Here is a 22,296-nt window from a genome sequence, read left to right as displayed (position 1 = left end):
TGGTGGTTGGGAGTATGTGGTCGCGGACAACTAACGTCAAGAGAGTGGTGTTCTGCCGCGTCGCAGGCCGAACACCGGCTCGAACGCCCGTCCGGAAGAGCCGGAAAAACCCGAGCCACATTCACGTTCACCTGCCAGTGAGCCGAGGGTGATCGGATTCGGCGCAGAGTAAAGCGACACTAAGGGCAAAACAGCTTATTGCGCGCAGAAGTATCGCAAGAACGCACCGTGGTTGATTTCCCGGCTTTCATGGGCGCACGCGGTATTCTTCAGGGCGCGACATTCGCGGGCTCAACTGTGCCTACACTGTGGGATCGATCCCAATGCCCAACAGCGGTAACGGCTCGGTTACAGCGGCTCGAATGGGCATCGGATTTTACCGTCGCGTTGCAGGATCATCTGATGAACCCTGCGGCGGCCCAGAGGGAGGGGGCGGCATTGCCAGTGCAAGATCCGAGCACGTCGCGCGCGGTCCTCATCGCGGTGGACGACTATCTGCCCACTGACGACCTCGGACCGGTACCCGGCGTCGCCGAGAACGTCGAACAACTGTCCGCGTTGCTCACCGATCCCGGGCTGCTCGGCCTCGCCCCGGAGCACTGCACCGTGCTGCGCAATCCGCCCGACGCGGCGACGGTTTTCGACGTCGTCTACGAGGCGGCCGCGGCAGCGACGGGGGCACTCATCCTCTACCTCGCCGGCTACACCCTGGCCGCGCCCCGTCACCCGGATCTCTACTTCGCACTGCCCGGTTCGTCGGAATCCCGGCTCTACCGCGCGCTGCGCTACCCGGATGTCGCCGCGCTGGTGCGTGACACCGGCCGCGCCGCCGACCGCATCGTCATCCTCGACTACTGCTATGACGGCGAGACCCCGCCCACGCACTCCACCGGACCGGCGATCCTCGAGGCCGTGCCGGGTGCCTCGGTCCTCGCCGCCACCGCGAAGGACGCGAAGTCCTGGGTGCCGTCTGGGCAGCGGTTGACCGCGTTCACCGGCTCGCTGATCCGTACCGCGCAACACGGCGTCGCGGACGCCGGAGACGCACTCGACCTGGCCGCGCTGCACCATGAAGTCGGCCAGGACCTATCGGCCCATCAGTTCCCCACGCCCCGGCTGTGGCCGGGCCAAGGCGAACGGAGAGTCTTGCTGCTCCGCAATACACACATTCAGGAAGCGAACGGAGCCGGGTCCGCCGGGCCCGGCGCCGCGAACGGCACTGCGAACGGCACCGCAAACAGCGGCGCGACCGGAGCCGGGAGCGCCGCGGCACCGGGGCAGGAGCGCTCCACCGCCGAGCCGGATCCGGCTGATCGCACCTACACCGACAATCTGCCCAAGGTGCCGGAAGGGCAGGACGCCGCGCTGACCATGGCGCCGTCGGCCCTGGCCGACTGGACCGCGCAGCTGCGCACCTCGGGCTGGGGACAGGTGGCCGACGAGGTGCTCGCCGGGGTAGCCGCGCGCGGCTTGCCCCCGAACGTCGCGCTGCTGCTGGTCGTGTTGCGAATGGCCGGCCGCGAGGCCGAGGCCGACCAGGCCGGGTCGGTCGCGCTGCTGCGGCCGCCGGATCAAAGCGCTGAGATCACGCTCGCGCTGGTGCAGTCCGGCTACCGAGAGGAATGCGGCAGGCTGCTGGCGCAGGCCGCGCGCCGGCCGGCCGACCACATCAAACGGCTGGTGCGGGCGCTGATGGCGCGCGGCGGCAGGCCGCAGGCCGCGCTGCTGTTCGCCGAGGCCACCGGACACGCCCCGGCCGGCGCCGCGATCGAGCCCTTCGCCGACCTGCTCTCGGAGCTCGGCGCGCCGAGCGAGATCGGCCCGGCGCTGGCCGAAGCCACCACGCACTGGCAGGAAGGCAGGGTGCTGACGCTCGCGGAGGAGCTTGAGGCCGGGGGAGCGGAACGCTACTCCTACGCGCTCTACGCCCGCGCCGCACAGCTCGCCGCCGGCAACTGGCCGCCGGACCGCTTCGCCGCGCTGCTGCACCGCATGTCCGACGCCGGCGCGCTGGCGGAGATCGACACTCTGCTCGGCGCGGCCGAGAAGGCGGTGGGCCCGTTCCCGTCGCTGACCGCATACCTCGCCACCGACCTGGCCTCCGCCAAGGTCCCCGGCCTCGCCTACAAGCTGCTCAGCCACGCCGTCCCGGCGTACTCGGACGTCGAGCTGGTCGCCCTTTCCTCGTACCTTGAGGCGGGCCGGCAACGGGACCTGGCCGTGCACGCGTACGCCACCGCCGCGCTCAGCCGTCCACCGTCCGCGACCGTCGGCTACATCGACGTGCTGCGGCGGCACCGCGAGGCCGCCAACGCCGACAAGCTCATCCTCGGCGTGCTCGGCGGCAGACCCGGTTATGTCGTCGGCCTGCTCGAGGCGTTGCGCGCAGCCGAGCGGGAAGCGGACGCGGACCACGTCCTGACGCTCGCCGCCAAGGGTCCCGCCGAGTTGGCCGGGGCGGTGGCCCGAGAGCTGTGGGAGGCCGGCAGCGAGCAGGACACGGCTCGGGTGCTCGACGGCGTCGCCAGCAGGCCGCTGGTGGACATCGCCGGGTCGCTGGTCGCCCTCGCCACGTCAGGCTCGACCGCGGCGCTGCTCGATCCGCAGCTGCGTGCCCGCTCGCCGCAGGAGTTCATCGACGCCGTCAGTGTGCTGCGAACCGCCAAGCGGGATGAGGAGGCTGATCTGCTCTTCGCCGCCCTCGGCCGCGGCGCCCCGCACCAGATGTGCGCCGCGGTGCTCGCGCTCACTCAGGCTGGCCGGCATCAGGACGCCGCCAGTTTGCTCGACAGCTTCGCCGCACAGGCCACCGCGATCGAGGCGGTCGAGGCGATGGCGCTGCTCGCGGAGACGCGGCAGGGAGCGCAAGCCGCTGGGGAGCTGTTGATCACCGCGCTGGCTACGCGTACCGATCCCAGCCGCGTCCTGGCCACGCTGCGACAGGTGCGCGCCTCCGACCAGACGGACCGCTACCTGGAACACCTCGGCGCCAGCATGCCGCCCGCTGATCTGGTCGTGCTCGCCTCGAACCTGGCGACGCGCGGCTGCGACGCTGAGGCGGACTTGATGCTGACCCGGGCCGCGCGCCGCGACGACTTCATGGATCTACGCGCGGCCTTCCACGAGGCCGGCCGGCACGCCCAGGCCTACCACCTGACCGAGCGCCGCGGAGAGTTCTAAGAGCGAGGCGAGCCCTGAGAGCGGTCCGGCTAAGCTGCCAGCCGTCTGCTGCGAGGTTGCCGCACGGAGGCCTGCGCGAGACCGGCCAGCGCGGTCACCGTCGCGACGGCCTCGGCGATCGTCGCGGCGGTCTTCTTCGGGAACCACAAGGGCTCGTACATGTTCGGCAGCGGACCCAGGGTGCCGACATTGACATAGCGGTACAGCAGGAGCGCCCCGACCCCGCTGGCCGCGACGACGAACGCGAACGCCCACACGAGGCGATGCGCGCTCAGCAGGATGAGCAGCGCGGCGAGCGCGGACGCGCCGGCCTCGATGCGGAACAGGTCCCCCTGGCTGATGCTTTTGCGTACCGGATCGTAGGCCGAGGCCAGGTCCGCGTGCACGTACGCGTCCACGGCCAGTCCGGCGGCAGTCAGCACGCGCAGCAGAGCCTGCCTCCCCGTCTCGGGACGCGACCCCACCTGTCCGTACTTGATCATTGCCTCACCGTCCGTCACAGTCACTGTTCAACACGTGACGGTAGACGTAAGGGTTCAAGGCTGCATCCGATCGGCGGCCATTCGCGTCTGTAATCGTCGGATGGTTGTGGCCGGGGTCGCTCCCCGGTCACCGAGGCACAGAGCAGGACTGCCCGTCCGCGTCGTGGATGGTCATCCAAGGCGCGGACGGCTTCGTCTCGCCAGCCGTGCTATCAGCTGTGATATCAGCCGTCTGATCAGCAGACTCGCGGCAGCGCGCCGTTACCCGCGACCGGGAAGCAATTGGCGAACGCGCCGCGGTGATAGACCAGCGGGGCCGCCTCTCGCTGCACCGCGAGCGAGCGCACGTTACCGACCACGATCGTGTGATCCCCGGCCGGGTACTCCGCCTCGACCGTGCAGTCGATCCAGGCCAGCGAACCGTCAAGCACCGGGTTGCCGCCGGGCGAGCGCCACCAGTCGACGCCGAGGAAGCGGTCGACCTCGCGGGTGGCGAACCGGGCGCACAGCGAGTGCTGGTCGAAGGCCAGCACGTTCACACAGAACCGGCCGGCGGCGAGTATCCGCGGGCGGCTGCTCGAGGCACGCGCGACGGAGAAGGAGACCATCGGCGGGTCGAGCGAGAGCGAATTGAACGCCTGGCAGGTAAAGCCGATGGGCCGCGGACCGTCCAGCGTGGTGATGACGGTGACCCCGGTGGCGAAGTTGCCCAGCACCTCGCGAAACTCGCCGGCTGCGACCTCCTGCGTGTCAGATGCCATCTCGGCTCGGTGGCGTGGCCGGAAGGGCAGGGCCGGGGCGTCTTGGACGTCCGCGCGCTCGAAACCGGGCACCGCGCGCCGCCGTCCGTCCATCGAGCCTCCCAGCTTCAGCTCCAGTAGGTAAGCCTCACCTTACTAGATAGTACGGTGCGCGCGCCGGGACCTTAATCGGGTCTCGGCGGCTTCCAGTACCCCTAACTGGGAAGATGAATGCACAGCGCGGACGGGATGTGGCTAAAACCTCACTGAACGCCGAATGAGTGCGCGCTCGGACTCCGTCTCGATGCGTTTTACGGCCTCGAGCGCTGATTCGACGTCGGCGTGAATGGGCCAGAGCTTGACCAGGCCCATCCGCCGCAGCTTGACCAGCAGGTGGCTTTCCGGGATCACCAGCCGCAGGGTGCCGGCCCGGGCGGTGGCCTGCTTGCCCAGCGCCACGATCACGGCGATGCCGGCCGAGTCGATGAAACCGAGCCGCCGCAGGTCCATCACCACATGCACGAACCGGCTTGGCGGATACAGCGCGAGATAGCGGCGTAGCTCGTACGCCGTGTATGCGTCGAACTCCCCCGAAAGCTCGAGGACGGTCGCCGATCCGCTGTCACGGATGGTGAGCGTCAAATCCGCGAAGGTCTTGCAGTCGCACGCATCGCGGGGGAGCGTCATGCCGAATCCTGAGATAGAGATGAGGCGCGAGTTACCGACGTGGCGACAACCCGGCGCTTAACATGTGCAGATCCGATGCGCTGTGCATCCGCCGTGTGCGAGTGCGGGGCGCTAACATCTCGTCAGACGGTGAGGATGCCTTTACGCTAAGTTACTAAACTGACGATGCACCGGAGCGTGCTCCGGTGCAAGCAACGACGTGTGGCTTTACCAACTCTTTACTCTTTGCTGGTTGGGGTTCCCGATGGCGTTCCAAGCGAGCTGGCTGCAACGGCAGCTGGGCCGGGAACTGCTGGAACTGCGCGAAGAGCGGGGGCACACCACGCGCGAGGTCGGCGAGGCGCTGGGTTGGGCGCACACCAAGGTGGGCCGGATCGAGCGGGCCGAGAACAAGATCGACCCGATGGACGTCATCCGGCTGGCAAAGCACTACAAGCTCTCCGACACGGACGCCGAGCGGCTGTGCACCATGGCCCGGGAAAGCCGCACGGACAGCTGGTGGGAACGCTTCAGACCCTGGATCAACGAGCCGTACTACACCCTCCTCGGCTACGAGAACGACGCGACGCGCCTGCTGGCGCTGCACAACTCCGTGGTCCACGGCCTCCTGCAGACCGAGGGCTACATGCGGGGCCTCTTCGAGACCAGTGCGCTGATCCGCGATCCGGATCATGTGGACATACACGTCGAAGTGCGCCTGCTGCGCCAGCGCCGCCTGTTCGAACCCGAACCGTTGCTCGTCGACGTGATCCTTCAGGACAGCGTCCTGGGTACCCCCTTCGGCGGTGTCAGTGTGCTCAACGAGCAGCTCAAGCACCTTCGAGAGCTGGCAGAGCTGCCCAACGTGGTGCTCCGCAGCATCCCGGCGACCAGTCCGGTGACCCGGATGCCGCTGGACATCTACGAGTTCGGCGGCGGTGGCGGGCCGGCCGTGGCGAGCTCGGAATCGATCTTCTCGACCGTCGTGCACGACGGTCCGCTGGAGGTCCGCCAGGCGCGCAGAGCGCTTGAGCGGGTGCGCAGCGCGGCGCTCACGCCGGAGGAGACTGTCCGGATAATCGAGCAGAGGATCAGAGAAACCCACTGATGGAACGCAATGTGTGGCGCAAGGCGAGCGCAAGCGGCGGCAACGGCGGCCAGTGCGTGGAGGTCATGGTCACCGACCACGCCGTGAGGGTGCGGGACACCAAGGACGCGGGCGCCGGTCCGGTGCACGTCTACACGCACGCCGAGTGGAATGCCTTCGTGGACGGGGTCAAGAAGGGCGAGTTCGACTTGTAGATCGCGCGGCGGCTAAGGCCCACGGCCGGGTGGTGACGGCTCGTCACCATCCGGCTGTCGCGTTCCGGGTCCTTACGAACCGCTTAACTGGGCATCAGTTCTGTCATGGTTTCGGCCAGCACCCCGCGAGCGGCGCAATAATCCGGGATATGGAGCCCGCGATACCCGGCACGCTGCTCGCCGGCCGCTACCTGTTGGTCAGGCCGCTCGGCAGTGGCGGCAGCGCGACCGTGTGGGAGGCCGTCGACACCTCCCAGGACCGACCGGTCGCCGTCAAACTGCTGCGCGGCGCCGCGGTGAACGACCCGACCGAGCGCGAGCGGCTGCGCCGCGAGGCCAGGGCGCTCGCCCGCCTGGCCCACCCGCGCATCTGCGCGATCCACGACTACCTGGAGAGCCCGCGCCCGGACGGCAGCACGGTGCCGGTCCTGGTCACCGAACTGCTCACCGGCACCAGCCTGGCCCGGCGGCTGAAGGAAGGGCCGTTGCCGTGGGCCGAAGCGGTGTCCGTGTGCGCGCAGATCGCCGACGCGCTGCTGGCCGCGCACCATGCCGGGATCGTGCACCGGGACGTGAAGCCGGCGAACGTGATGCTGGTGCCGGACGGCGCGAAGCTGCTGGACTTCGGTATCGCGCGCGGGGCCGGCGACGGCGATCTGACCGGCAACCTGACCGTCGGCACGCCGCTGTGCATGGCTCCGGAGCAAGTGCGCGGGCAGCGAGCTAAGCCGGCCTCGGATATCTACGCGCTGGGCTGCGTGCTGTTCTGGGCGCTGACCGGCCATCCGCCGTATCAGAGCAAAGACATCACCGAGATCTTCGAGTCGCAGCTCTACGATCCGCCGCCGCCGATCGACGTTCCGGGGCTGCCCGCGCGCGTCGTGGAGTTCTGCCACGCCTGCCTGTCGAAGAATCCCGCCTTCCGGCCCAACGCGGCCCAGGCGCTCACGACGCTGTCCGGCCTCGCCGCGGCGGCCGGGTTGCCACTCGGCGACGAGTACATCGGCCGCCGTTCGATTTCCGCGTTCGAGGCGGTGCAAGACCCGCGCGGCGGCCAGGACCCTCGCGCCGCCGTGCCGTATCAGGGCGCGTCGGCCTATCCGGCCGCCGGACAGTTCAGCGCCGTGTCGCCGCCGCCCGGCGAGAACACGATGCTGTCCAACGCATTCGACGAGGACGACGAAGCAGACCTCGGCGAGGTCGGCGGCTACGGTTCGCGGCGGTCGGGGCGCTCGGGGGACCCCTCCGGCTCGGCGAGCGGGGAGTCGACCGCGGCCTTCGACGGCAGGATGCGGCCGCGCGGCGAGCCCGAGACGGGCAGGCGGCGCGACCAAGGTGATCGCGACGGCAGGCGAGGGCCGCGTCGGATGATCCTCGGTATGGCGGCGCTCGTCGTGCTGCTGGCCGTCGGAGCGGTCGCGCTGGTGCTCACCACCAGCCGCGCGGCCACGGGCACGATCTCCGCTGGGCCGCGGGTGACGGACCAGATGCCGAACCCGTCGCTGCCCACTGCCGGGCCCACCGCAGCCGCTAGTGCCCCGATGCCCCGGATGAGTGGTGGCGCGGCGCCTTCGATAACCGCGGCGGCCTCCGCCGACCCGATCCGCTACCTGGAGGCGGTGCGCGCCCAGATCCGTACCTTCGTCGCGGCCGGCCCGGCCACGCTCGATCCGACGAGCGGCGGCGACCTGCAGAACTCGATCATCGACATCGAGAACTCGGTGGTCTCGGCGCAGCGCAACGGCGGCGCCGCGCATCTGCAGGAGATCCGCAACAAGATCGCGAAGTTCGACGGCAGGCTGGGCCAGCTGGTGGGCAAGGAACGGATTTCCGCGATGGCGGCCAACCAGCTGACCGCGGAGGTGCAGCGCCTGTCCGGCACGGTCACCGACTAACGCCTCTCGCGCCGCCGTTTCCATCCCGGGCGGGTGCGACCGTCCCGCCGACCCGTCGGTCGCACCCGCGCTCGGGGATCCCCGTTTCAGTGCCGCCTGTGGCCTCTTCGTCGAAACTGAGCGTGGCTCGTTCGATCGAGTCAGGACGGTAGTGCGCGGCGGCGGTGAGCGTAGGTAACCAACCAATCACACTGCGTTACCGCAGCTAGCAAACGACATTGACGTGACGCTCACGTGAAAGCAGCTGAAAGTTGCCGCAGACCACGAATACGGGGCCGCACAATCACCCCGCACGTGAGCGGCGCTCATCTTCAGCGTCCGGCCGACGCGGCTACGACTCCGGTGAAGCTATTACTCCGGGAAAGTCATCCGGGACCTGCTCGTGCCCCATCGCTCCCTGCGGCGTCGCTCCAGGCGACCGCGCACCGCGCCGTAGAGGAGGAATACAGTCATCGCACCGACGCAACAGGCCGCTATCACCACGGCGTGAGTCCCGGTGCGCCCGGCGGCGAGCGCGAGGAGCAGCGTCGTTGGTATCAAGAGGCTTAATTCTGCACCGCGCAGCCTGCGTTGGACCGACAGCAGCCTGAGTCTGAGGGGCAAACGAAGATCGCGCAGTCGCTCGTCGAGCTTCCGGTCCCGGCGCAGTACCGTCTCGATCTCCGCGAGAATGCGCTGCTCGCGCACCGAGAGCCGTCTTCCATCCATAGCCCGCCTCCGCACTGACTGCAACGTGCGTGTTTGTCGGTCTTGTGTACCCCGTCGGCGGTGGAAAATGCGCTGCAACCAGGTGTCCTGCGTTACGTTGTCGGCGGCTCAGTACTCCCTCGGCTTAGTACTCCGACGGCGGCCGCACGACGACGGTCCGCTCCGGCGGCTGGACCTCCGCCGCGGTCATCTGGCGCTGCCGGTGCAAGGCCGCGATCTGAAGGCACAGCGCGACGATGCCGACCACCATGAGCACCCCGCCCATCGCGATCACACTGAAGCCCGAGCTGTGCACGTGCGTGGCGAAGCTGAGAATCGCGCCGACTGCGACCACCGTGATGCTCGCCCCGATCGACATGGCTCTCCCTAAGTCCGGATACGAGTTCCGTCTCGCGGAACCGATAGCGCCGAGTACCCGGCCGACCGGTTCTTACGCGGGGCTCGATCACGCAGTGCGACACCGCCGTTTGCCCCACCGCTGCGCCGGTTATCCGGCACCGGGGTTTCGAATGGAGGTACGTATGTCGGCCATCGATGTTGACGGCTCACCCTCGCAACCAGCGCGGATCCGAACGCTGATCCCAGCCAGGATCGACCGGCTGCCCTGGTCTCGTTTCCACACCCGGCTCGTGATTGCGCTGGGTGTGGCGTGGGTCCTGGACGGTCTGGAGATCACCGTGGCCAGCGCGGTCGCGGGCGTGCTCAGTACGAAGCAGACCCTCGGCATGTCGTCGACCGCGGTCGGCGCGATCGCGACGGTGTACCTGGCCGGCGAGGTCGTCGGTGCGCTCGGCTTCGGCCGTCTCTCCGACAAGCTGGGCCGGCGCAACCTGTTCATGGTGACGCTGGCCGTCTACCTCGTCGGCAGCGGCCTGACCGCGTTGACGCTCGGGTCGGGCTGGGCTTGGGTCGGCTTCCTGTACCTCACCCGGTTCATCGCCGGTACCGGCATCGGCGGCGAGTACGCCGCGATCAACTCCGCGATCGACGAGATGATCCCGGCCAGGCACCGCGGCCGGGTCGACATCGCGGTCAACGGAACCTACTGGGGCGGCGCGATCCTCGGCACGCTCGCTTCGCTGTTCCTGCTGAACGTGCTTTCCGAGAGCGTCGGCTGGCGGCTCGGCTTCCTGGTCGGTCCGGTGCTGGCGGTCGTGGTGATCTTCGTGCGGCGCAACCTGCCGGAGAGCCCGCGCTGGCTGGTGATGCACGGCCGGGAGGCCGAGGCTGAGGCGTCGATCCGCGCGATCGAGGACGAGGTCGCGCGCCGCGGCGGGCAGTTGGAGCGGGTGCCGCAGGACCGGCTCATGGAGATCGAGCCGGTCGAGCGCACCGGATACCTCGCGCTTGTCAAAGTCCTGTTCTCCGAGTACCCGAAGCGTTCGGTACTCGGCGCGAGTCTGATGATCAGTCAGTCCTTCCTGTACAACGCGATTTTCTTCACCTACACGCTGGTGCTGACCAAGTTCTACGGGGTCGCGGCGAATGCGGCGCCCTGGTTCCTCATCGCCTTCGCGGTCGGGAACCTGGCCGGGCCGCTGACCATCGGGCGGCTGTTCGACACCATCGGACGCAAGCAGATGATCAGCGCGACCTACCTGCTCTCCGGCGTGCTGCTGGCCATCACCGCGGAGCTGTTCCGCTCCGGCGTGCTCACCGCGACGACGCAGACGATCGCCTGGTGCGTCATCTTCTTCTTCGCCTCGAGCGGGGCGAGCGCCGCGTATCTGACGGTCAGCGAGATCTTCCCGCTGGAGGTGCGGGCGCAGGCCATCGCGGTCTTCTTCGCCATCGCGCAGTGCTTCGGCGCTCTCGGCCCGGTCTTCTACGGCCACCTGATCGGCAACGGCTCCAACCGGAACATGCTGTTCATCGGCTATCTGATCGGCGCCGCGGTGATGGTCGTCGGCGGGCTGGTCGAACTGGCGCTCGGCATCGCGGCGGAACGCCAGTCGCTGGAGAGCATCGCCCGCCCGCTCTCGCTGGTGCGGCAGGCGACGGCGGCGGCGTCCACCGCCATCACGACGCGCACGCCGACCATCCGGCCCACCGGGACCGCGCAGTCCGGCTAGGGAAGGTTCGTTCGACTCAGCTGGCGGGAGGCGTTTGCGAGTCGGGAGCCCGGGCATAGTCCGGGCTCCCTTCGCATGCGTCCGAATCAGCGATAAGGTGGGACCGAAGGGGCAACAGGACTCTTACAGCAATATAATGGAGCTTCCATGGAGCGTTTCGAGGTCGGCGTCGGGCCAGCCGAAGAAGGCGGCCGGGTGGTGACCGCGCGCGGCGAGCTGGACCTGGCGGCCGCGGATCAGCTGTGGGAGACGCTCGAGCCGCTGCTGCTTCCCGGCACGCTCGTGGTGCTGGACGGGACGGATATGACGTTCCTCGATTCCAGCGGCCTGCGGATCCTGCTGCAGGCGCACAAGCGTGCGGAGAGCGAGGGCGCGGTGTTCCGGATCGTCGCTCCGCAGCAGGCGGTGCAGCGCGTGCTGGACCTGGCCGGCGCGGCCGGCTATCTCCAGATGCGCGATGACGTGCCGAGCGCGCTCGCGGGCTGACCAGCGGTGTCCAGTTGAACTGGACAACAGGGCGGCTCGCAGTTCACAGTCACCGGCACACGAATCGGCGGCGTGACACAGGTTGTGTCACGCCGCCGATACGTTGCGCGCGGGTAGCGGCCGACTGCGCCGCACCCGTCAGCCGGTCGGCGGTTGCGCACTGATGTCGGCGAGCACCGAGGTGTCGTCCCGGTCCTTGGCCAGGTCACCCAGCGACACGATGCCGACCGCGGTGCCCCGATCCACTACCGGGACGCGCCGGATGCCGTGCCGGCGCATGAGGGCGGCCGCCTCGGCTGGGTCGTCGTCCGGCGCCAGGGTGATCGGGGAGGCGGTGGTCACCTCGGCGATCGACGCGATGTCCGGGTCGGCGCCCTCGGCCATCCCGCGCACCACCAGGTCGCGGTCGGTGACGATGCCGAGCAGCTCGTCTCCGTCCACCACCAGCACGGCGCCGATGTTCGTGTCCCGCATCAGCGTGGCGGCGGAGCGCATCGGGGCGGTCAGCGGCAGCGTCACCGGGACGGGGCTCATCACGTCGGCGATCTTCGTCTGCATGGTCCCTTCTTCCACAATCGCGGTCCTTTTTCTGTATTTGCTCCCGCCTACCCGCGACCGCGATTCGAAACGGATCAGCTCACAGCTTGCGCAGCCACACTCGTTCGATACTGTGATCAGGCCCCTTACGCAGCACGAGCGTCGCGCGCCGCCGGGTCGGCAGCACGTTCTCCACAAGATTCGGCAGGTTGATGCGCTGCCAGAAGGTGCGCGCCTGCGCCAAGGCCTCCTGCTCGGAGAGCGCGGCGAAGCGGCGGAAGTACGAGTCAGGGTCGGTGAACGCGGTGGCGCGCAGCTGCGCGAACCGGTCGAGGTACCAGCGTTCGATGTCATCGGTGCGCGCGTCGACGTAGATGCTGAAGTCGAAGTAGTCGGCCAGGCCCATGCGGATGCGGCCGTCGGTGCCGAGGGCAGCTGGTTGCAGCACATTGAGACCCTCGACGATGAGGATGTCCGGGCGGCGCACCGTCAGCCGCTCGTCGGGCACGATGTCATACACCAGGTGCGAGTACACCGGCGCGCTGACCTCCGGCCTGCCTGACTTCACGTCAGCCACGAAGCGGGTCAGCGCCCGGCGGTCGTAGGACTCGGGGAAGCCCTTACGCGCCATCAGGCCACGCCGCTCCAGTTCGGCGTTGGGGAACAGGAAGCCGTCGGTGGTCACTAGTTCCACGCGCGGGTGCTCCGGCCAACGCGCCAGCAACGCCTGGAGCAGGCGTGCGGTGGTCGACTTGCCGACCGCGACGCTGCCCGCGATCCCGATGACGAAGGGCGTGCGGCTCGCCGCGTCGCCGTCGTCGTCTTTCTCGTCCGTGCCCGCACCGAGGAACGTGTCCAAGGCACCGCGCAGACCGTGTACTGCGGCGACGTAGAGGTTGAGCAGCCGGGAGATCGGAAGGTACATCTCCCGTACCTCGTCCAGGTCGATCATGTCGCCCAAACCGCGTAACTGCTCGACCTCAATTGCGGTGAGCGGCAAGGGCGTGCGTTCGCCTAACGCGCTCCAGGCCGCTCGATCGAGATCGACGTAGGGCGAGCCCTCGCCACGGCGCACGGTGCCCGCTGGCGCGGAGGACGAGCCTGCGGCGGCCGCGCGGCTTGCTGCGGAGGCTCCGGCGGAGATCGACATTGGTCCATTGTGGCCGAGAGATCGGGCCGGCAGGCCGCCGGGGCGGCGGGCAGTGGAAGCGCGAGCAGCGCGGCGAGCTTCGCACAATAGTCCGCTTTTGGATCGTCCTATGAGATGATGAGCGTCCTGTGCTGATTCGTGTGTGAACCGGAGTCTCTTGAGCCACAGCAACCTCTCGCGGCGCATCTTCGAACGGCCTCCAGCCAACCTCGTCAGCCGCATCCTGCGCAGCCGCGGGTTCTGGGGCCGCACCCGCCGCGCCACCACCGTCTCCCTCGCCCTGCTGCTCGTCGCCGCGGTGGCGGCCTGGCTGGCGTTGCTGGTGACGCCCGCACAGTCGGTCTCGGCCGCGGGCCAGACCCTGAAGGTCGGCGCGACCTCACCGCACCTGGCTTTGTCCGGTCCGGGCGAAATGGACCTCTTCGGCCAGTCCGTGCCCACGACCCTGGAGTTCAGCGGCCTGATCCGGCCGAAGCTCGAACTCACCCACATCACCATCGACAGCCAGCTCACCCAGTTCGTGCAGACCTCCGCGGACCACGGCGGCGCCAGCGCGCAAAGCCGGCTGGCCGCGAGCCTGGTCAGCGGCTGGGAGCACTACTTCCTCTGGCAGACGGCGGTAACGGCCGGGTTCGCGGTCCTGTTGCTGCTCGCCTTCTCGGGCCTGCGCCACTACACCCACCGCAGAATGCTCAAGGTCGTGGTGACCGGGACGCTGGTCGCGGTCGCGGCGAACGTCGGCGCGGTCGCCGCCTTCGCCACCGGGGCGCCCAGCACGTTGCGGCAGGTCAAGTCGCTCAGCGATCTGGTCGGTGACAGCGCGCTCGGCCCGGCCGCCCCGAATGCGGCCGGTGCGCACCTTCCGGGCGTGCAGGCCGTCGTCATCGGCGACTCGACCGCGGCCGCGATCGGCAACCCGCCGGTCGCACACGCCTCGGCGCTGGACAAGGCCTGTGGCCGCAGCGCCGACTCCTATGCGGCGGACTTGGCCCAAGCCAACGGCTGGAACGTGCTGAATCTGGCGTGCAGCGGCGCGACCGTGAGCGAGGGTGTTCTCGGCCCGCAGCTGACCGGCGGGCTGACCGTACCGCCGCAGATCGGCGTTCTGGAGCAGGCGGACCACGCTTCGGTGGTCGTGGTGAGCATCGGCGCGAACGATCTGAAGTGGGTCGCCACCGAGGCGCTGTGCGTGATGGCCGCCGCCTGCGACGACCAGGCGTCCACCGCCTACTTCCAGAGCAACCTGCACGATTTCACTCGCGCGTACTACGAGATGCTGCACGACCTGGCCACGTTGCCGCAGCATCCGCGCGTTCTGGTCAACACATACTTCGACCCGTTGGGGCCGAACCTGAGCTGCCTGAGCAGCGTCGGCTTCACGCCCGCGAAGACGAAGGTGCTCTCATCACGTCTGACGACACTCAACACGGTGCTCGCGGATGGCGCCCAGACCTTCGGATTCATCACGGTGCGCCCGAGCTTTGCCGGTCACGAACTGTGCAGCAGCCAGTCCTACGTGCAAGGGCTCAAAGACGCCGCGCCGTTCCATCCGACCGCGGCCGGGGAACTGACGATCGCGCTGGCGGATCAGCAGGCGCTGACCAAAGACGCGCTGTCGGTCTCCGCCGCCGGCGTCAAGTGACACGCACCTGACCAAGCCGACGCCGAAGACCGACAGTCCCGTCTCAAGATGAGTCCGCGTCAGACGCCTCAGGCCCACGCGGACTGCCGCTCTGAGTGCGCTACACGCTTTGCGGCGGCTGCTGCGAGATCATGAAGGCGATCTCGCCCTGCTCGTCGATCCGCGCGTCGAGCACCTTGTCGTCGAGCAGCTGCGATACCGCGGGCTCCAGGTAGATCCGCGCGTCCGGGGTCTCGATGACCTCGTCCGCCACTTGCGGGGTCTGCGTCAACGAGAGCGCGAAGGCGGGGCCTTCGCCGTTGTCCGCGGGCTGCGGGGCAATCCGCAGGCCGGTCCCGTCGGGCAGGCCCGGCTGGGTGGTCAGGTCGTGGATGACGCCCACGGCCGTTTGGGTAACTGCGAGCACGGGGTTTCTCCTCACTGTCCGTCTCCAGGGTCCGCCCCGCAGTACCCCCTGAGCCTGACCCAAACGGTCCGATCCGCGGAAAACTCGCGCGCGCCAGGCACCGCCTGGGGCACGGATGCCGTGTCACAGCAGGTTCGTCAGATGATCCGGCTCCTGCGCGTCGCGCAAACCGACGATGTACTCGCGCAGCTCGAACAGCAGCGACGGGTCCGGCATCGCGTCACCCTCCGCCGTGGCGACGGCCAGGTCGTCGTACTTGGCGCTGGTCTCGTCCAGCAACCGTTGCAGCATCGGCTCGATCACCCGGTGCCCGTAGTCCACATAGCTCTGCGCGTGCGTGATCGCTTCCGGCCGGTGCACGAGGTCCTCGACCGCTTCCCGCGTCGCGCCTTGGGCGCTGAGGGTCTTGAAATCGCTGTACTCCAGCCGCGCGCCGCGGGTGATCTCGTGCAGGCGGCGCACTTCGAGCCGGGCGAGCACGACCAGGTTCTCCAGCGCCCTGGCCTCCACGACGCACCGCAGCTTTGATAGCTCGCGGCGGGTCTTGGTCAGCACGTCGAGCACGTGCCGCCCCACGGACCTGCCGGAATCCCCGAGCCGGTCCTGCCGGTCGATGGCCGAGAGCGCGGTGGACAGCCCGACGAGCTCATCGCAGGTCTGCGAGAGCTCGGCGACCGCCTCCGCGAGCCGGTCTTCACGGTCCCAGCTGACTGGGCCGTCTTGCGCCTGTGACACCTGTTTTCCTTCCGAGCCTTACTTGAGCGCACCGCCCTGAACGGATTATCCGTCGCGACACGCCGGATACCACCCTAAGGGCGACCGAGGAATGGGGGCCGGGCTCTCGTGCCGATGGCCTTCGCCTGGCTGCGTTGTCGTCGGTCGACGCAGAACACCGCTGCGCCTACCTCCTCCGCCTTGCCAGACTCGGCCCTCGACCCGCTCGCTGATCCGCCCCCCATTCCTCGGTCGCCCTAAGCTGCGGCGGTGACCGATTTCGTCCCCACCGTCTCCGCTGACCAGGTAGAGCGCATCCGGGCCTGGCACCTGAGCGCGTATCAGGCGATGAAGGCCGAGGGAGCGGGCGGCCAGACCTTCGACTATCTCGGCCGGACCCTGATCGTTCCACCCGAGGTGATGCCGATCACGGGTATGCACGAGCTTCTGGGCAATGTGGTGCTCGCCGAGGTCAGGGAAGAGGATCGGGTGCTCGACATGGGCACAGGCAGCGGCGTCAACGCGATCCTCGCGGCCGGCACGGCGCGCAGGGTGCTCGCGGTGGACATCAACCCGGTCGCGATCGCGGCGGCGCGCGAGAATGCCGAGGCCAACGGGGTCGCCGACCGGGTCGAGGTCCGCGAGAGCGACGTGTTCAGCGCGGTCGACGGCGAGTTCGACCTGATCGTGTTCGACCCGCCGTATCGCTGGTTCGCGCCGCGCGATCTACTCGAGGCGGCCAGCACCGACGAGAACTATCGCGCGATGACCACGTTCTTCCGCGAGGCGCACCGGTATCTGGCTCCCGAGGGCCGCATGCTGATCGCCTTCGGCTCCTCCGGTGACCTCGGCTATCTACGCGGCTTGATTGCCGAACACCGGCTGCACACTGAAGTCCTCGCGCACCGCGATCTGGTCAAGGAGGGCGTGCGCGTGGACTACTACGTGTTCCGGCTCACCCCCGGCAGCGCTTCAGCCGTCTGATATGTAACTTTCCGTGTCGATCACGGTGATTGCGCCTCTCCGCGCAGGACACCGCCGATCTCTCCTCGCGGCCCGCGCCGCGTGGTTGCCCGGCTCAGCCGGCCGCCCGAATACTGCGCCCATGGTTTATCTCCCGCGCCGGCCCCGCCGGCTGCGCGATGCCGCCCTGGCCGTCGCGACCGCCGCCGTCGCGGCAAGTGTCGTCGCGGTGGCGCCCAGTGTGAGCGCCGCGGCCGGTCCATGCAGCGTCGCCTATCAGGTCAACCAGTGGTCAGGCGGGTTCACCGCGAACGTGACGCTGACCAACACCGCAGCCGCCGTGACCAGCTGGACGTTGAGCTGGACCTTCGCTGGCAATCAGCAGATCACTTCGGGCTGGAACGCGCAGATCACCCAGACCGGCCAGTCGGTCAAAGCGGTGAACCTGTCCTACAACGGCTCGATCGCGACCGGCGGCACCGCGAGCTTCGGCTTCCAGGGGACCTTCTCCGGTACCAACGCGACGCCCACCGACTTCGCCCTCAACGGCGTGTCCTGCGCGGGTGGTTCCTCATCGTCGCCGAGCGCGAGTGCGAGCGCGAGTCGTAGCGCCAGCCCGACGCCCAGTGCCACCCCGAGCACCAGCCCGTCGAGCAGTCCCTCGACAAGCCCGTCGGCCAGTCCCTCCGCCAGCCCCAGTGGCAACTCGGGCGGCGGCTGCTCAAGCGCGACAGTGTTCTGCGACGGCTTCGAGAACCAGACCGTCGGCAGCGTGCCCTCCGGCCGGTGGAGTATCAACAACCTCAACTGCTCCGGCAGCGGCACCGCGACCATTACCGGCGCGCAGGCGCACGGCGGAGTCAAGTCGTTGGAGATCGACGGCGTCGGCACGTACTGCAACCACGTGTTCGCCGACGACACCACGGACATGCCGCTCGCCGCGCCGACCTGGTACGTGCGGTTCTGGTTCAAGCACACCGCGCCGCTGCCGACCAACCACACCACGTTCCTGGCCATGAACAACTCCGCCGACGGCAACACCGATCTGCGGCTTGGCGCGCAAAACGGCGCGCTGATGTGGAACCGGCAGTCCGACGACGCGACGCTGCCCGCGCAGAGCCCGGCCGGAGTCGCGCAGAGCGTGGTCGTGCCGACCGGCGCGTGGGAGTGCCTTGAGTTCTCGGTGAGCAAGACCAACGGCCAGATCTACACCTGGTACAACGGCACCTTGGTGCCCGGCCTGACCGAAGACGGCGTGCCGACTCAGGACATCGACTCGCAATGGCTCGGCGGTTCCGGAGCGAACTGGCGGCCCAACCTGACCGACCTCAAGCTCGGCTGGGAGAATTACAGCAACGGCAACGACACGCTGTGGTTCGACGACGTCGCCCTCAGCACCTCACGCATCGGCTGCTGACCGCGCTGCCGCGGCCGACCCCTTTGCCGACGCCCCAGCGCCTCGGCAGAGGGGTTAGCCTGTTCACATGAGTTCGCCACGCGCCGACCGGTTCCCGGTCGGCGCCGCCGCGACCATCGCCGAACTCGAGCGCGACCCGCATCCGCTGCTCGCCCGGCTGCGCGCCAGCGAGCCGGTCTCCTGGATCCCGGCCCTGGGCGGCTGGCTGGTCACCCGGCGCGACCTGGCCGTGGCCGTCATGCGCGACGCCGAGACGTTCACCGTGGACGACCCGCGCTTCTCGACCGCCCGCGTCGTCGGCCCGAGCATGCTCTCCCTCGACGGACCGGTGCACGCGCGCCACCGCGCACCCTTCGCCGACCGGTTCCGGCCGCGCGACGTGGAAGCCAGGCTCGCCGCGTTCATCGAGCAGGAAGCCGCGCGCCTGGTTGGGGGCTTACGACCGGCCGGAGCCGCCGAGCTGCGGCGCGGCCTAGCCGGCCCGCTCGCCGTCGCGGTGGTCGCTGAATCGCTCGGCTTGCTGGGGACGGATTCGGCCACCGTCCTGGGCTGGTACGACGCGATCGTCGGCGCGGTTTCCGACATCTCGGCCGGGCTCGAACCGCGCCCGAGCGGCGCCGAAGCCTTCGCGCGGCTGGCCGAGAGCGTGCACGCCACCGTGCAGACCGGTGATCCCGATGCGCTGCTGGTCGTCGCGGCCACGGGCGCGGCAAGCGGCACCACCGACACGGGTGACGCGGCCGGCGCGGCCGGAAACGCCGCGCCGCGAGCCCTCGCATCAGGGCTGGAGCTTCCCGAGGTGGTCTCGAACGCGGCCGTGATGATGTTCGGCGGGATCGAGACGACCGAGGCGATGATCGTCAACGCCGCGCTGCACCTGCTGTCCCACCCTGACCAGCTCGCGCTGGTCCGGACCGACCCCGCGCTGGTCGCGGACGCGGTCGAGGAGTCGGTGCGGCTGGAACCCGCGGCAGCAGTCGTCGACCGCTATGCGACGCGCGACGTCGAACTGGCCGGCGCTGCGATCAGCGCCGGCGACCTGGTCACCGTTTCGATCGCGGGCGCGAACCGCGATCCGGCGGTGTTCACCGAGCCGGACCGCTTCGAGCTGCGCCGCCCGAACGCCAGGCTGAATCTCGCCTTCGCTCAGGGTCCGCATTTCTGCCTCGGCGCGCACGCCGCTCGGCTGGAAACCAGAGTCGCCATCAGTACGCTGCTGCGCGAATTGCCCGATGTGCGCCTGGATCCGGACCGGCTGGCCGCGGCGCCACGCGGACTGGTCTTCCGCAAGCCCGAGTCCTTATACGTCCGTTGGGACGACTGACGAGGCGAGCGCCCAGCGGCCCGGCCAGGTGACAAGAACCCGCCGCGCACTGCTGATCGGTGCGCGGCTTGGCGATCTCTTGCCAGAAAAGAGGTCCCCCGGCGTCTCTGGGGGAAGGCGACGCCGGGGGGTGCGACCGAGCCGCGTAATCGCGCTCCTCGGCCGCGTGATCAGACTGGGGGGATGCCTGATCTGCCTTTCAGTCTCTCACCTGATGCGCCGTGAGCTGTGTGCCGGACCGATCAGTGTGGCATCAATTCGCCAATGTGATTCGTGGGACTTCCGTGACGCCGTATCACGGTCCTCGCGGCGGTATCCGGTGGGCCGCGATGCGGGCTTTGCCCGGCATATCATTCTGTAACGGTTCGGTCCGCACACTCGTAGTGAGCACTCCGTGACCGCTAACCTGCGTGCCGTCCGCCACCTGATCCCGAGGGGATTGCATGCGCGTCTTGAGTGTCAGCTCCTGCATCGCCGCTTTGAGTTCCGCCGCCCTTGTCGGGCTGACTGCGGGCGGCTGCTCGTCGTCCGCCGCGGCGAGCTCGCCTGGCGCCGCGGGTTCCGCGCAGCCCTCAGCGACAGCCCCGAAAGCCATGGGCACGGCGCCCTCGACGGCCCCGAGCGCTACCGGGTTGGCGGCGAAGCTGCTGGCGCCGGCGGACCTGCCGGCCGGATGGGGTATCGACGCGGCGGCCACGAACCCGACCATGCAGACCGACTGCCCGCTGCTCAACACCTCGATCTGGAACGCGCCGCTCACCGACCACGCGGAGGCGGACCTGAACGGCGGACTGGCCGGTCCGTTCCTGGTCGAGCAGATCGCCGCGGGAGACGCGGCCCAGGTGGCGAAGTCGTGGGCCGCGCTGGTCAACGGGCTGTCCAAGTGCACCACCTACACGCACGGCGGGGCCAACGGGTCGAGCACGTTCTCGATCGTGCGTACCGGGCTGCCCGCCTATGGAGACAGTTCGTACTCGTTCACGCTCTCGATCCAGATCTCCACCGGAATCAAGGGCAACGGCTACATCGTGGCCGCGCGCAACGGGAACACTGTCGCAGTGATCTACATCGTCGCGCTCACGCCGGTGGACAAGACCTTTGTCGAGACCACGATGGGCAAGGCGGTGACCAAGTCGCGCACCTGAGCGCCACGCGCTCAGGCGGACTCGGCGCGGCCGCCCCCACCCCCCGCGCCGAGCAGTCGCCGGGTGAGCGCGTTGCCGTCACCGAGCAGGACGTCGAGCGCGGCGTGCAGGTGCGGGTCGGTGACCCGCAAGCTGCCCTGTGCCGGCGGTTGCGCCGAACCGCCGCCTTCAGCTTCCTCGGCTTCCTCGACCGCGACCAGCGCCGCTCGCCGTAGCAGCTCCTTGATAAATGACGCCGTCACGCCCTCGGTGCGCCGGACCACCTCGTCCGGATTGGCGAGGCTCAGGTCCAGGCTGCCGCGGTAGAGCTCGATCAGGGCACGGCGACCTTCCGCGTCGGGGAGCGGGATCTCCACCGCGTGATCGATCCGGCCCGGTCGGCTGGCCAGCGCCGGCTCCAGCACGTCGACGCGGTTGGTGGTCAGCACGAACGTGACGTCGATGTCGTCGCGCAGCCCGTCCATCTCGTTGAGCAGCTGGAAGAGCAGCGGATTCTGGCCGGGATGCGCGCCGCGCTCCTCGCCGATGAGGTCTACGTCCTCGATGATGAGCATCGCGGGTTGCAGATCACGGGCGATGGTGCAGGCCTGCTGGATGAACTGCAACGCCGAGGCCGAGAGGATCACCACGGACACCTCGGGCAGCCTGCTTATCAAGTAGCGCACGGTGTGGGTCTTGCCGACGCCGGGCGCGCCGTAGAGCAGGACGCCGCGCTTGAGATGCTGGCCGTGCGCGAGCAGCAGTTCCCGGTGCCGCGCGACGCCGAGGATCTGCCGCTCGACGCCTTCCAGCACGCCGTCCGGAAGCACCAGCTGTTCGCGGGTCATCTGCGGGCGCTGATGGAAGGCGAGCAGCCCGCCGCGCCGCGGACCGAAGACGCCGGGGTCGAAGGAGACGACCTGGCGGCGGTAGACGCTATGGCGCAACCCGAGTTCACCGATTTCGGAGAGCGCCTGTCGCGCCGCGCCCGGATCGGTGGCCGCGATCTCCAGGCTGACGTCGGGCTGCGGGCCGCGCTGATCGGAGCCGCGCAGCAGCAGGACCATGCGAAGGTCGCCGTCGGAAAGCAGGTACAGCCCGCATTGCACACAGCTGCGCATCTGCCCGTCAGGACCCGAGGGCTGCTCGCTGACCGGCACGCCGGCCAGCGCCATTCCCGACTCCATGCCGGGCTGGCAGAGGTCTGCCAAGCCGAACATCCGGTGCCGGAACCCGGCCAGTCCGTGTACCTCGTATTCCCCGGGCCAGCTCTCCAGCCACCGGTCCAGGCCACCCTGCACGTTGACGTGTTCGTACGCGGGCCAGCTGCCGGAGGTGACCGGGAGCGCCCCGGCATCCTGGCCGAGGTGATCGATCAGAATGCTGCTTATCGTGTTCGCTTGTCCCGTACCGGAATCCGGCCTGGGAGTGGGCTTACCGGCTGAGATGAATCCGACGGTAGCTCGTACGGAACCCCGTTCGCTCATG

General features: G+C 68.9%; 21 protein-coding genes. 11 read left to right on the top strand and 10 right to left on the bottom strand.

From position 1 onward, the window contains the following. Positions 1-444 precede the first annotated feature (444 nt). Positions 445-3,180, top strand: coding sequence for a caspase, EACC1-associated type (locus VN779_RS21305; RefSeq protein ID WP_414639735.1), 2,736 nt, complete (start codon positions 445-447; stop codon positions 3,178-3,180). A gap of 29 nt (positions 3,181-3,209) precedes the next feature. On the opposite strand, the gene VN779_RS21300 is transcribed toward VN779_RS21305, so the two are convergent. The 3 genes from VN779_RS21300 to VN779_RS21290 all read right to left on the bottom strand — a co-directional run bounded on the left by VN779_RS21300 (position 3,210) and on the right by VN779_RS21290 (position 5,089). After that, positions 3,210-3,662, bottom strand: coding sequence for a hypothetical protein (locus VN779_RS21300; protein ID WP_325726104.1), 453 nt, complete (start codon positions 3,660-3,662; stop codon positions 3,210-3,212). A gap of 236 nt (positions 3,663-3,898) precedes the next feature. Further along, positions 3,899-4,516, bottom strand: a complete 618-nt coding sequence (locus tag VN779_RS21295; protein ID WP_325726102.1) for a flavin reductase family protein — start codon at positions 4,514-4,516, stop codon at positions 3,899-3,901. Positions 4,517-4,657: 141 nt separating this feature from the next. Next, positions 4,658-5,089 carry an STAS domain-containing protein gene (locus tag VN779_RS21290; RefSeq protein WP_325726100.1) on the bottom strand — a complete coding sequence of 144 codons (432 nt, stop codon included), beginning with the start codon at positions 5,087-5,089 and terminating at the stop codon, positions 4,658-4,660. A gap of 232 nt (positions 5,090-5,321) precedes the next feature. Between VN779_RS21290 and VN779_RS21285 the strand changes: the two genes are divergently transcribed. From VN779_RS21285 to VN779_RS21275, 3 genes are all read left to right on the top strand, one after another. Further along, complete coding sequence (locus VN779_RS21285) at positions 5,322-6,176, top strand: DUF5753 domain-containing protein (protein WP_325726098.1); 855 nt, start codon at positions 5,322-5,324, stop codon at positions 6,174-6,176. Continuing rightward, the gene (locus tag VN779_RS21280; RefSeq protein ID WP_325726096.1) at positions 6,176-6,370 is read left to right on the top strand and encodes a DUF397 domain-containing protein; all 195 of its coding nucleotides are present in this window, start codon (positions 6,176-6,178) and stop codon (positions 6,368-6,370) included. Before VN779_RS21285 ends, VN779_RS21280 begins: the two co-directional genes overlap by 1 nt. Positions 6,371-6,519: 149 nt before the next feature. Beyond that, entirely contained in the window at positions 6,520-8,265 is a 1,746-nt protein-coding gene (locus VN779_RS21275) for a serine/threonine-protein kinase (protein ID WP_325726094.1), read from the top strand. A gap of 351 nt (positions 8,266-8,616) precedes the next feature. Here VN779_RS21275 and VN779_RS21270 read toward each other — a convergent pair whose 3' ends face one another. After that, positions 8,617-8,952 carry a hypothetical protein gene (locus VN779_RS21270; protein WP_325726092.1) on the bottom strand — a complete coding sequence of 112 codons (336 nt, stop codon included), beginning with the start codon at positions 8,950-8,952 and terminating at the stop codon, positions 8,617-8,619. 145 nt (positions 8,953-9,097) lie between these two features. Further along, the gene (locus tag VN779_RS21265; RefSeq protein WP_325726090.1) at positions 9,098-9,331 is read right to left on the bottom strand and encodes a hypothetical protein; all 234 of its coding nucleotides are present in this window, start codon (positions 9,329-9,331) and stop codon (positions 9,098-9,100) included. A gap of 163 nt (positions 9,332-9,494) precedes the next feature. On the opposite strand from VN779_RS21265, the gene VN779_RS21260 reads away from it, so the two are divergent. Together VN779_RS21260 and VN779_RS21255 are read left to right on the top strand one after the other, a co-directional pair. Continuing rightward, positions 9,495-11,045, top strand: coding sequence for an MFS transporter (locus VN779_RS21260; protein ID WP_325726088.1), 1,551 nt, complete (start codon positions 9,495-9,497; stop codon positions 11,043-11,045). 147 nt (positions 11,046-11,192) lie between these two features. Then, positions 11,193-11,531: an STAS domain-containing protein gene (locus VN779_RS21255; protein ID WP_325726086.1), complete on the top strand. Its 339-nt coding sequence runs from the start codon at positions 11,193-11,195 to the stop codon at positions 11,529-11,531. A gap of 138 nt (positions 11,532-11,669) precedes the next feature. On the opposite strand, the gene VN779_RS21250 is transcribed toward VN779_RS21255, so the two are convergent. Next, entirely contained in the window at positions 11,670-12,089 is a 420-nt protein-coding gene (locus VN779_RS21250; protein ID WP_325726084.1) for a CBS domain-containing protein, read from the bottom strand. Positions 12,090-12,168: 79 nt separating this feature from the next. Continuing rightward, a complete protein-coding gene (gene coaA / locus VN779_RS21245; RefSeq protein ID WP_325726082.1) occupies positions 12,169-13,218 on the bottom strand; it encodes a type I pantothenate kinase in 1,050 nt (349 codons plus the stop codon). A gap of 157 nt (positions 13,219-13,375) precedes the next feature. Between coaA and VN779_RS21240 the strand changes: the two genes are divergently transcribed. Continuing rightward, positions 13,376-14,860, top strand: a complete 1,485-nt coding sequence (locus VN779_RS21240; RefSeq protein WP_325726080.1) for an SGNH/GDSL hydrolase family protein — start codon at positions 13,376-13,378, stop codon at positions 14,858-14,860. Positions 14,861-14,960: 100 nt separating this feature from the next. Here the strand turns inward: VN779_RS21240 and VN779_RS21235 are convergent, their stop codons facing one another. After that, a complete protein-coding gene (locus VN779_RS21235) occupies positions 14,961-15,266 on the bottom strand; it encodes an adhesin (RefSeq protein WP_325726078.1) in 306 nt (101 codons plus the stop codon). Positions 15,267-15,389: 123 nt separating this feature from the next. Continuing rightward, entirely contained in the window at positions 15,390-16,001 is a 612-nt protein-coding gene (locus VN779_RS21230) for a hypothetical protein (protein ID WP_325726076.1), read from the bottom strand. Positions 16,002-16,250: 249 nt separating this feature from the next. Between VN779_RS21230 and VN779_RS21225 the strand changes: the two genes are divergently transcribed. From VN779_RS21225 to VN779_RS21210, 4 genes are all read left to right on the top strand, one after another. Continuing rightward, positions 16,251-16,964: a methyltransferase gene (locus VN779_RS21225; protein ID WP_325726074.1), complete on the top strand. Its 714-nt coding sequence runs from the start codon at positions 16,251-16,253 to the stop codon at positions 16,962-16,964. Between the two features lie 121 nt (positions 16,965-17,085). Next, positions 17,086-18,360: a cellulose-binding domain-containing protein gene (locus VN779_RS21220; protein WP_325726072.1), complete on the top strand. Its 1,275-nt coding sequence runs from the start codon at positions 17,086-17,088 to the stop codon at positions 18,358-18,360. A gap of 67 nt (positions 18,361-18,427) precedes the next feature. Beyond that, positions 18,428-19,684 carry a cytochrome P450 gene (locus VN779_RS21215; RefSeq protein ID WP_325726070.1) on the top strand — a complete coding sequence of 419 codons (1,257 nt, stop codon included), beginning with the start codon at positions 18,428-18,430 and terminating at the stop codon, positions 19,682-19,684. Between the two features lie 443 nt (positions 19,685-20,127). Continuing rightward, on the top strand, positions 20,128-20,829 hold the full coding sequence (locus tag VN779_RS21210; protein WP_325726067.1) for a hypothetical protein: 702 nt from the start codon (positions 20,128-20,130) through the stop codon (positions 20,827-20,829). A gap of 11 nt (positions 20,830-20,840) precedes the next feature. Here the strand turns inward: VN779_RS21210 and VN779_RS21205 are convergent, their stop codons facing one another. Beyond that, on the bottom strand, positions 20,841-22,295 hold the full coding sequence (locus tag VN779_RS21205; RefSeq protein WP_325726065.1) for an ATP-binding protein: 1,455 nt from the start codon (positions 22,293-22,295) through the stop codon (positions 20,841-20,843). Position 22,296 lies beyond the last annotated feature (1 nt).

This window comes from Actinocrinis sp. (assembly GCF_035605935.1).
Lineage (GTDB): Bacteria > Actinomycetota > Actinomycetes > Streptomycetales > Catenulisporaceae > Actinocrinis.
Note: the sequence above shows the minus strand (reverse complement) of the source record. Positions and strands in the feature narration are given on the sequence as shown.

Excerpts from the sequence above, each read along its gene's own strand:
- VN779_RS21300 (WP_325726104.1), bottom strand. The coding sequence starts at position 3,662 with ATGATCAAGTACGGACAGGTGGGGTCGCGTCCCGAGACGGGGAGGCAG.
- VN779_RS21295 (WP_325726102.1), bottom strand. The coding sequence starts at position 4,516 with ATGGACGGACGGCGGCGCGCGGTGCCCGGTTTCGAGCGCGCGGACGTC.
- VN779_RS21290 (WP_325726100.1), bottom strand. The coding sequence starts at position 5,089 with ATGACGCTCCCCCGCGATGCGTGCGACTGCAAGACCTTCGCGGATTTG.
- VN779_RS21280 (WP_325726096.1), top strand. The coding sequence starts at position 6,176 with ATGGAACGCAATGTGTGGCGCAAGGCGAGCGCAAGCGGCGGCAACGGC.
- VN779_RS21275 (WP_325726094.1), top strand. The coding sequence starts at position 6,520 with ATGGAGCCCGCGATACCCGGCACGCTGCTCGCCGGCCGCTACCTGTTG.
- VN779_RS21265 (WP_325726090.1), bottom strand. The coding sequence starts at position 9,331 with ATGTCGATCGGGGCGAGCATCACGGTGGTCGCAGTCGGCGCGATTCTC.
- VN779_RS21260 (WP_325726088.1), top strand. The coding sequence starts at position 9,495 with ATGTCGGCCATCGATGTTGACGGCTCACCCTCGCAACCAGCGCGGATC.
- VN779_RS21255 (WP_325726086.1), top strand. The coding sequence starts at position 11,193 with ATGGAGCGTTTCGAGGTCGGCGTCGGGCCAGCCGAAGAAGGCGGCCGG.
- VN779_RS21250 (WP_325726084.1), bottom strand. The coding sequence starts at position 12,089 with ATGCAGACGAAGATCGCCGACGTGATGAGCCCCGTCCCGGTGACGCTG.
- coaA (WP_325726082.1), bottom strand. The coding sequence starts at position 13,218 with ATGTCGATCTCCGCCGGAGCCTCCGCAGCAAGCCGCGCGGCCGCCGCA.
- VN779_RS21220 (WP_325726072.1), top strand. The coding sequence starts at position 17,086 with ATGGTTTATCTCCCGCGCCGGCCCCGCCGGCTGCGCGATGCCGCCCTG.
- VN779_RS21215 (WP_325726070.1), top strand. The coding sequence starts at position 18,428 with ATGAGTTCGCCACGCGCCGACCGGTTCCCGGTCGGCGCCGCCGCGACC.
- VN779_RS21210 (WP_325726067.1), top strand. The coding sequence starts at position 20,128 with ATGCGCGTCTTGAGTGTCAGCTCCTGCATCGCCGCTTTGAGTTCCGCC.
- VN779_RS21205 (WP_325726065.1), bottom strand. The coding sequence starts at position 22,295 with ATGAGCGAACGGGGTTCCGTACGAGCTACCGTCGGATTCATCTCAGCC.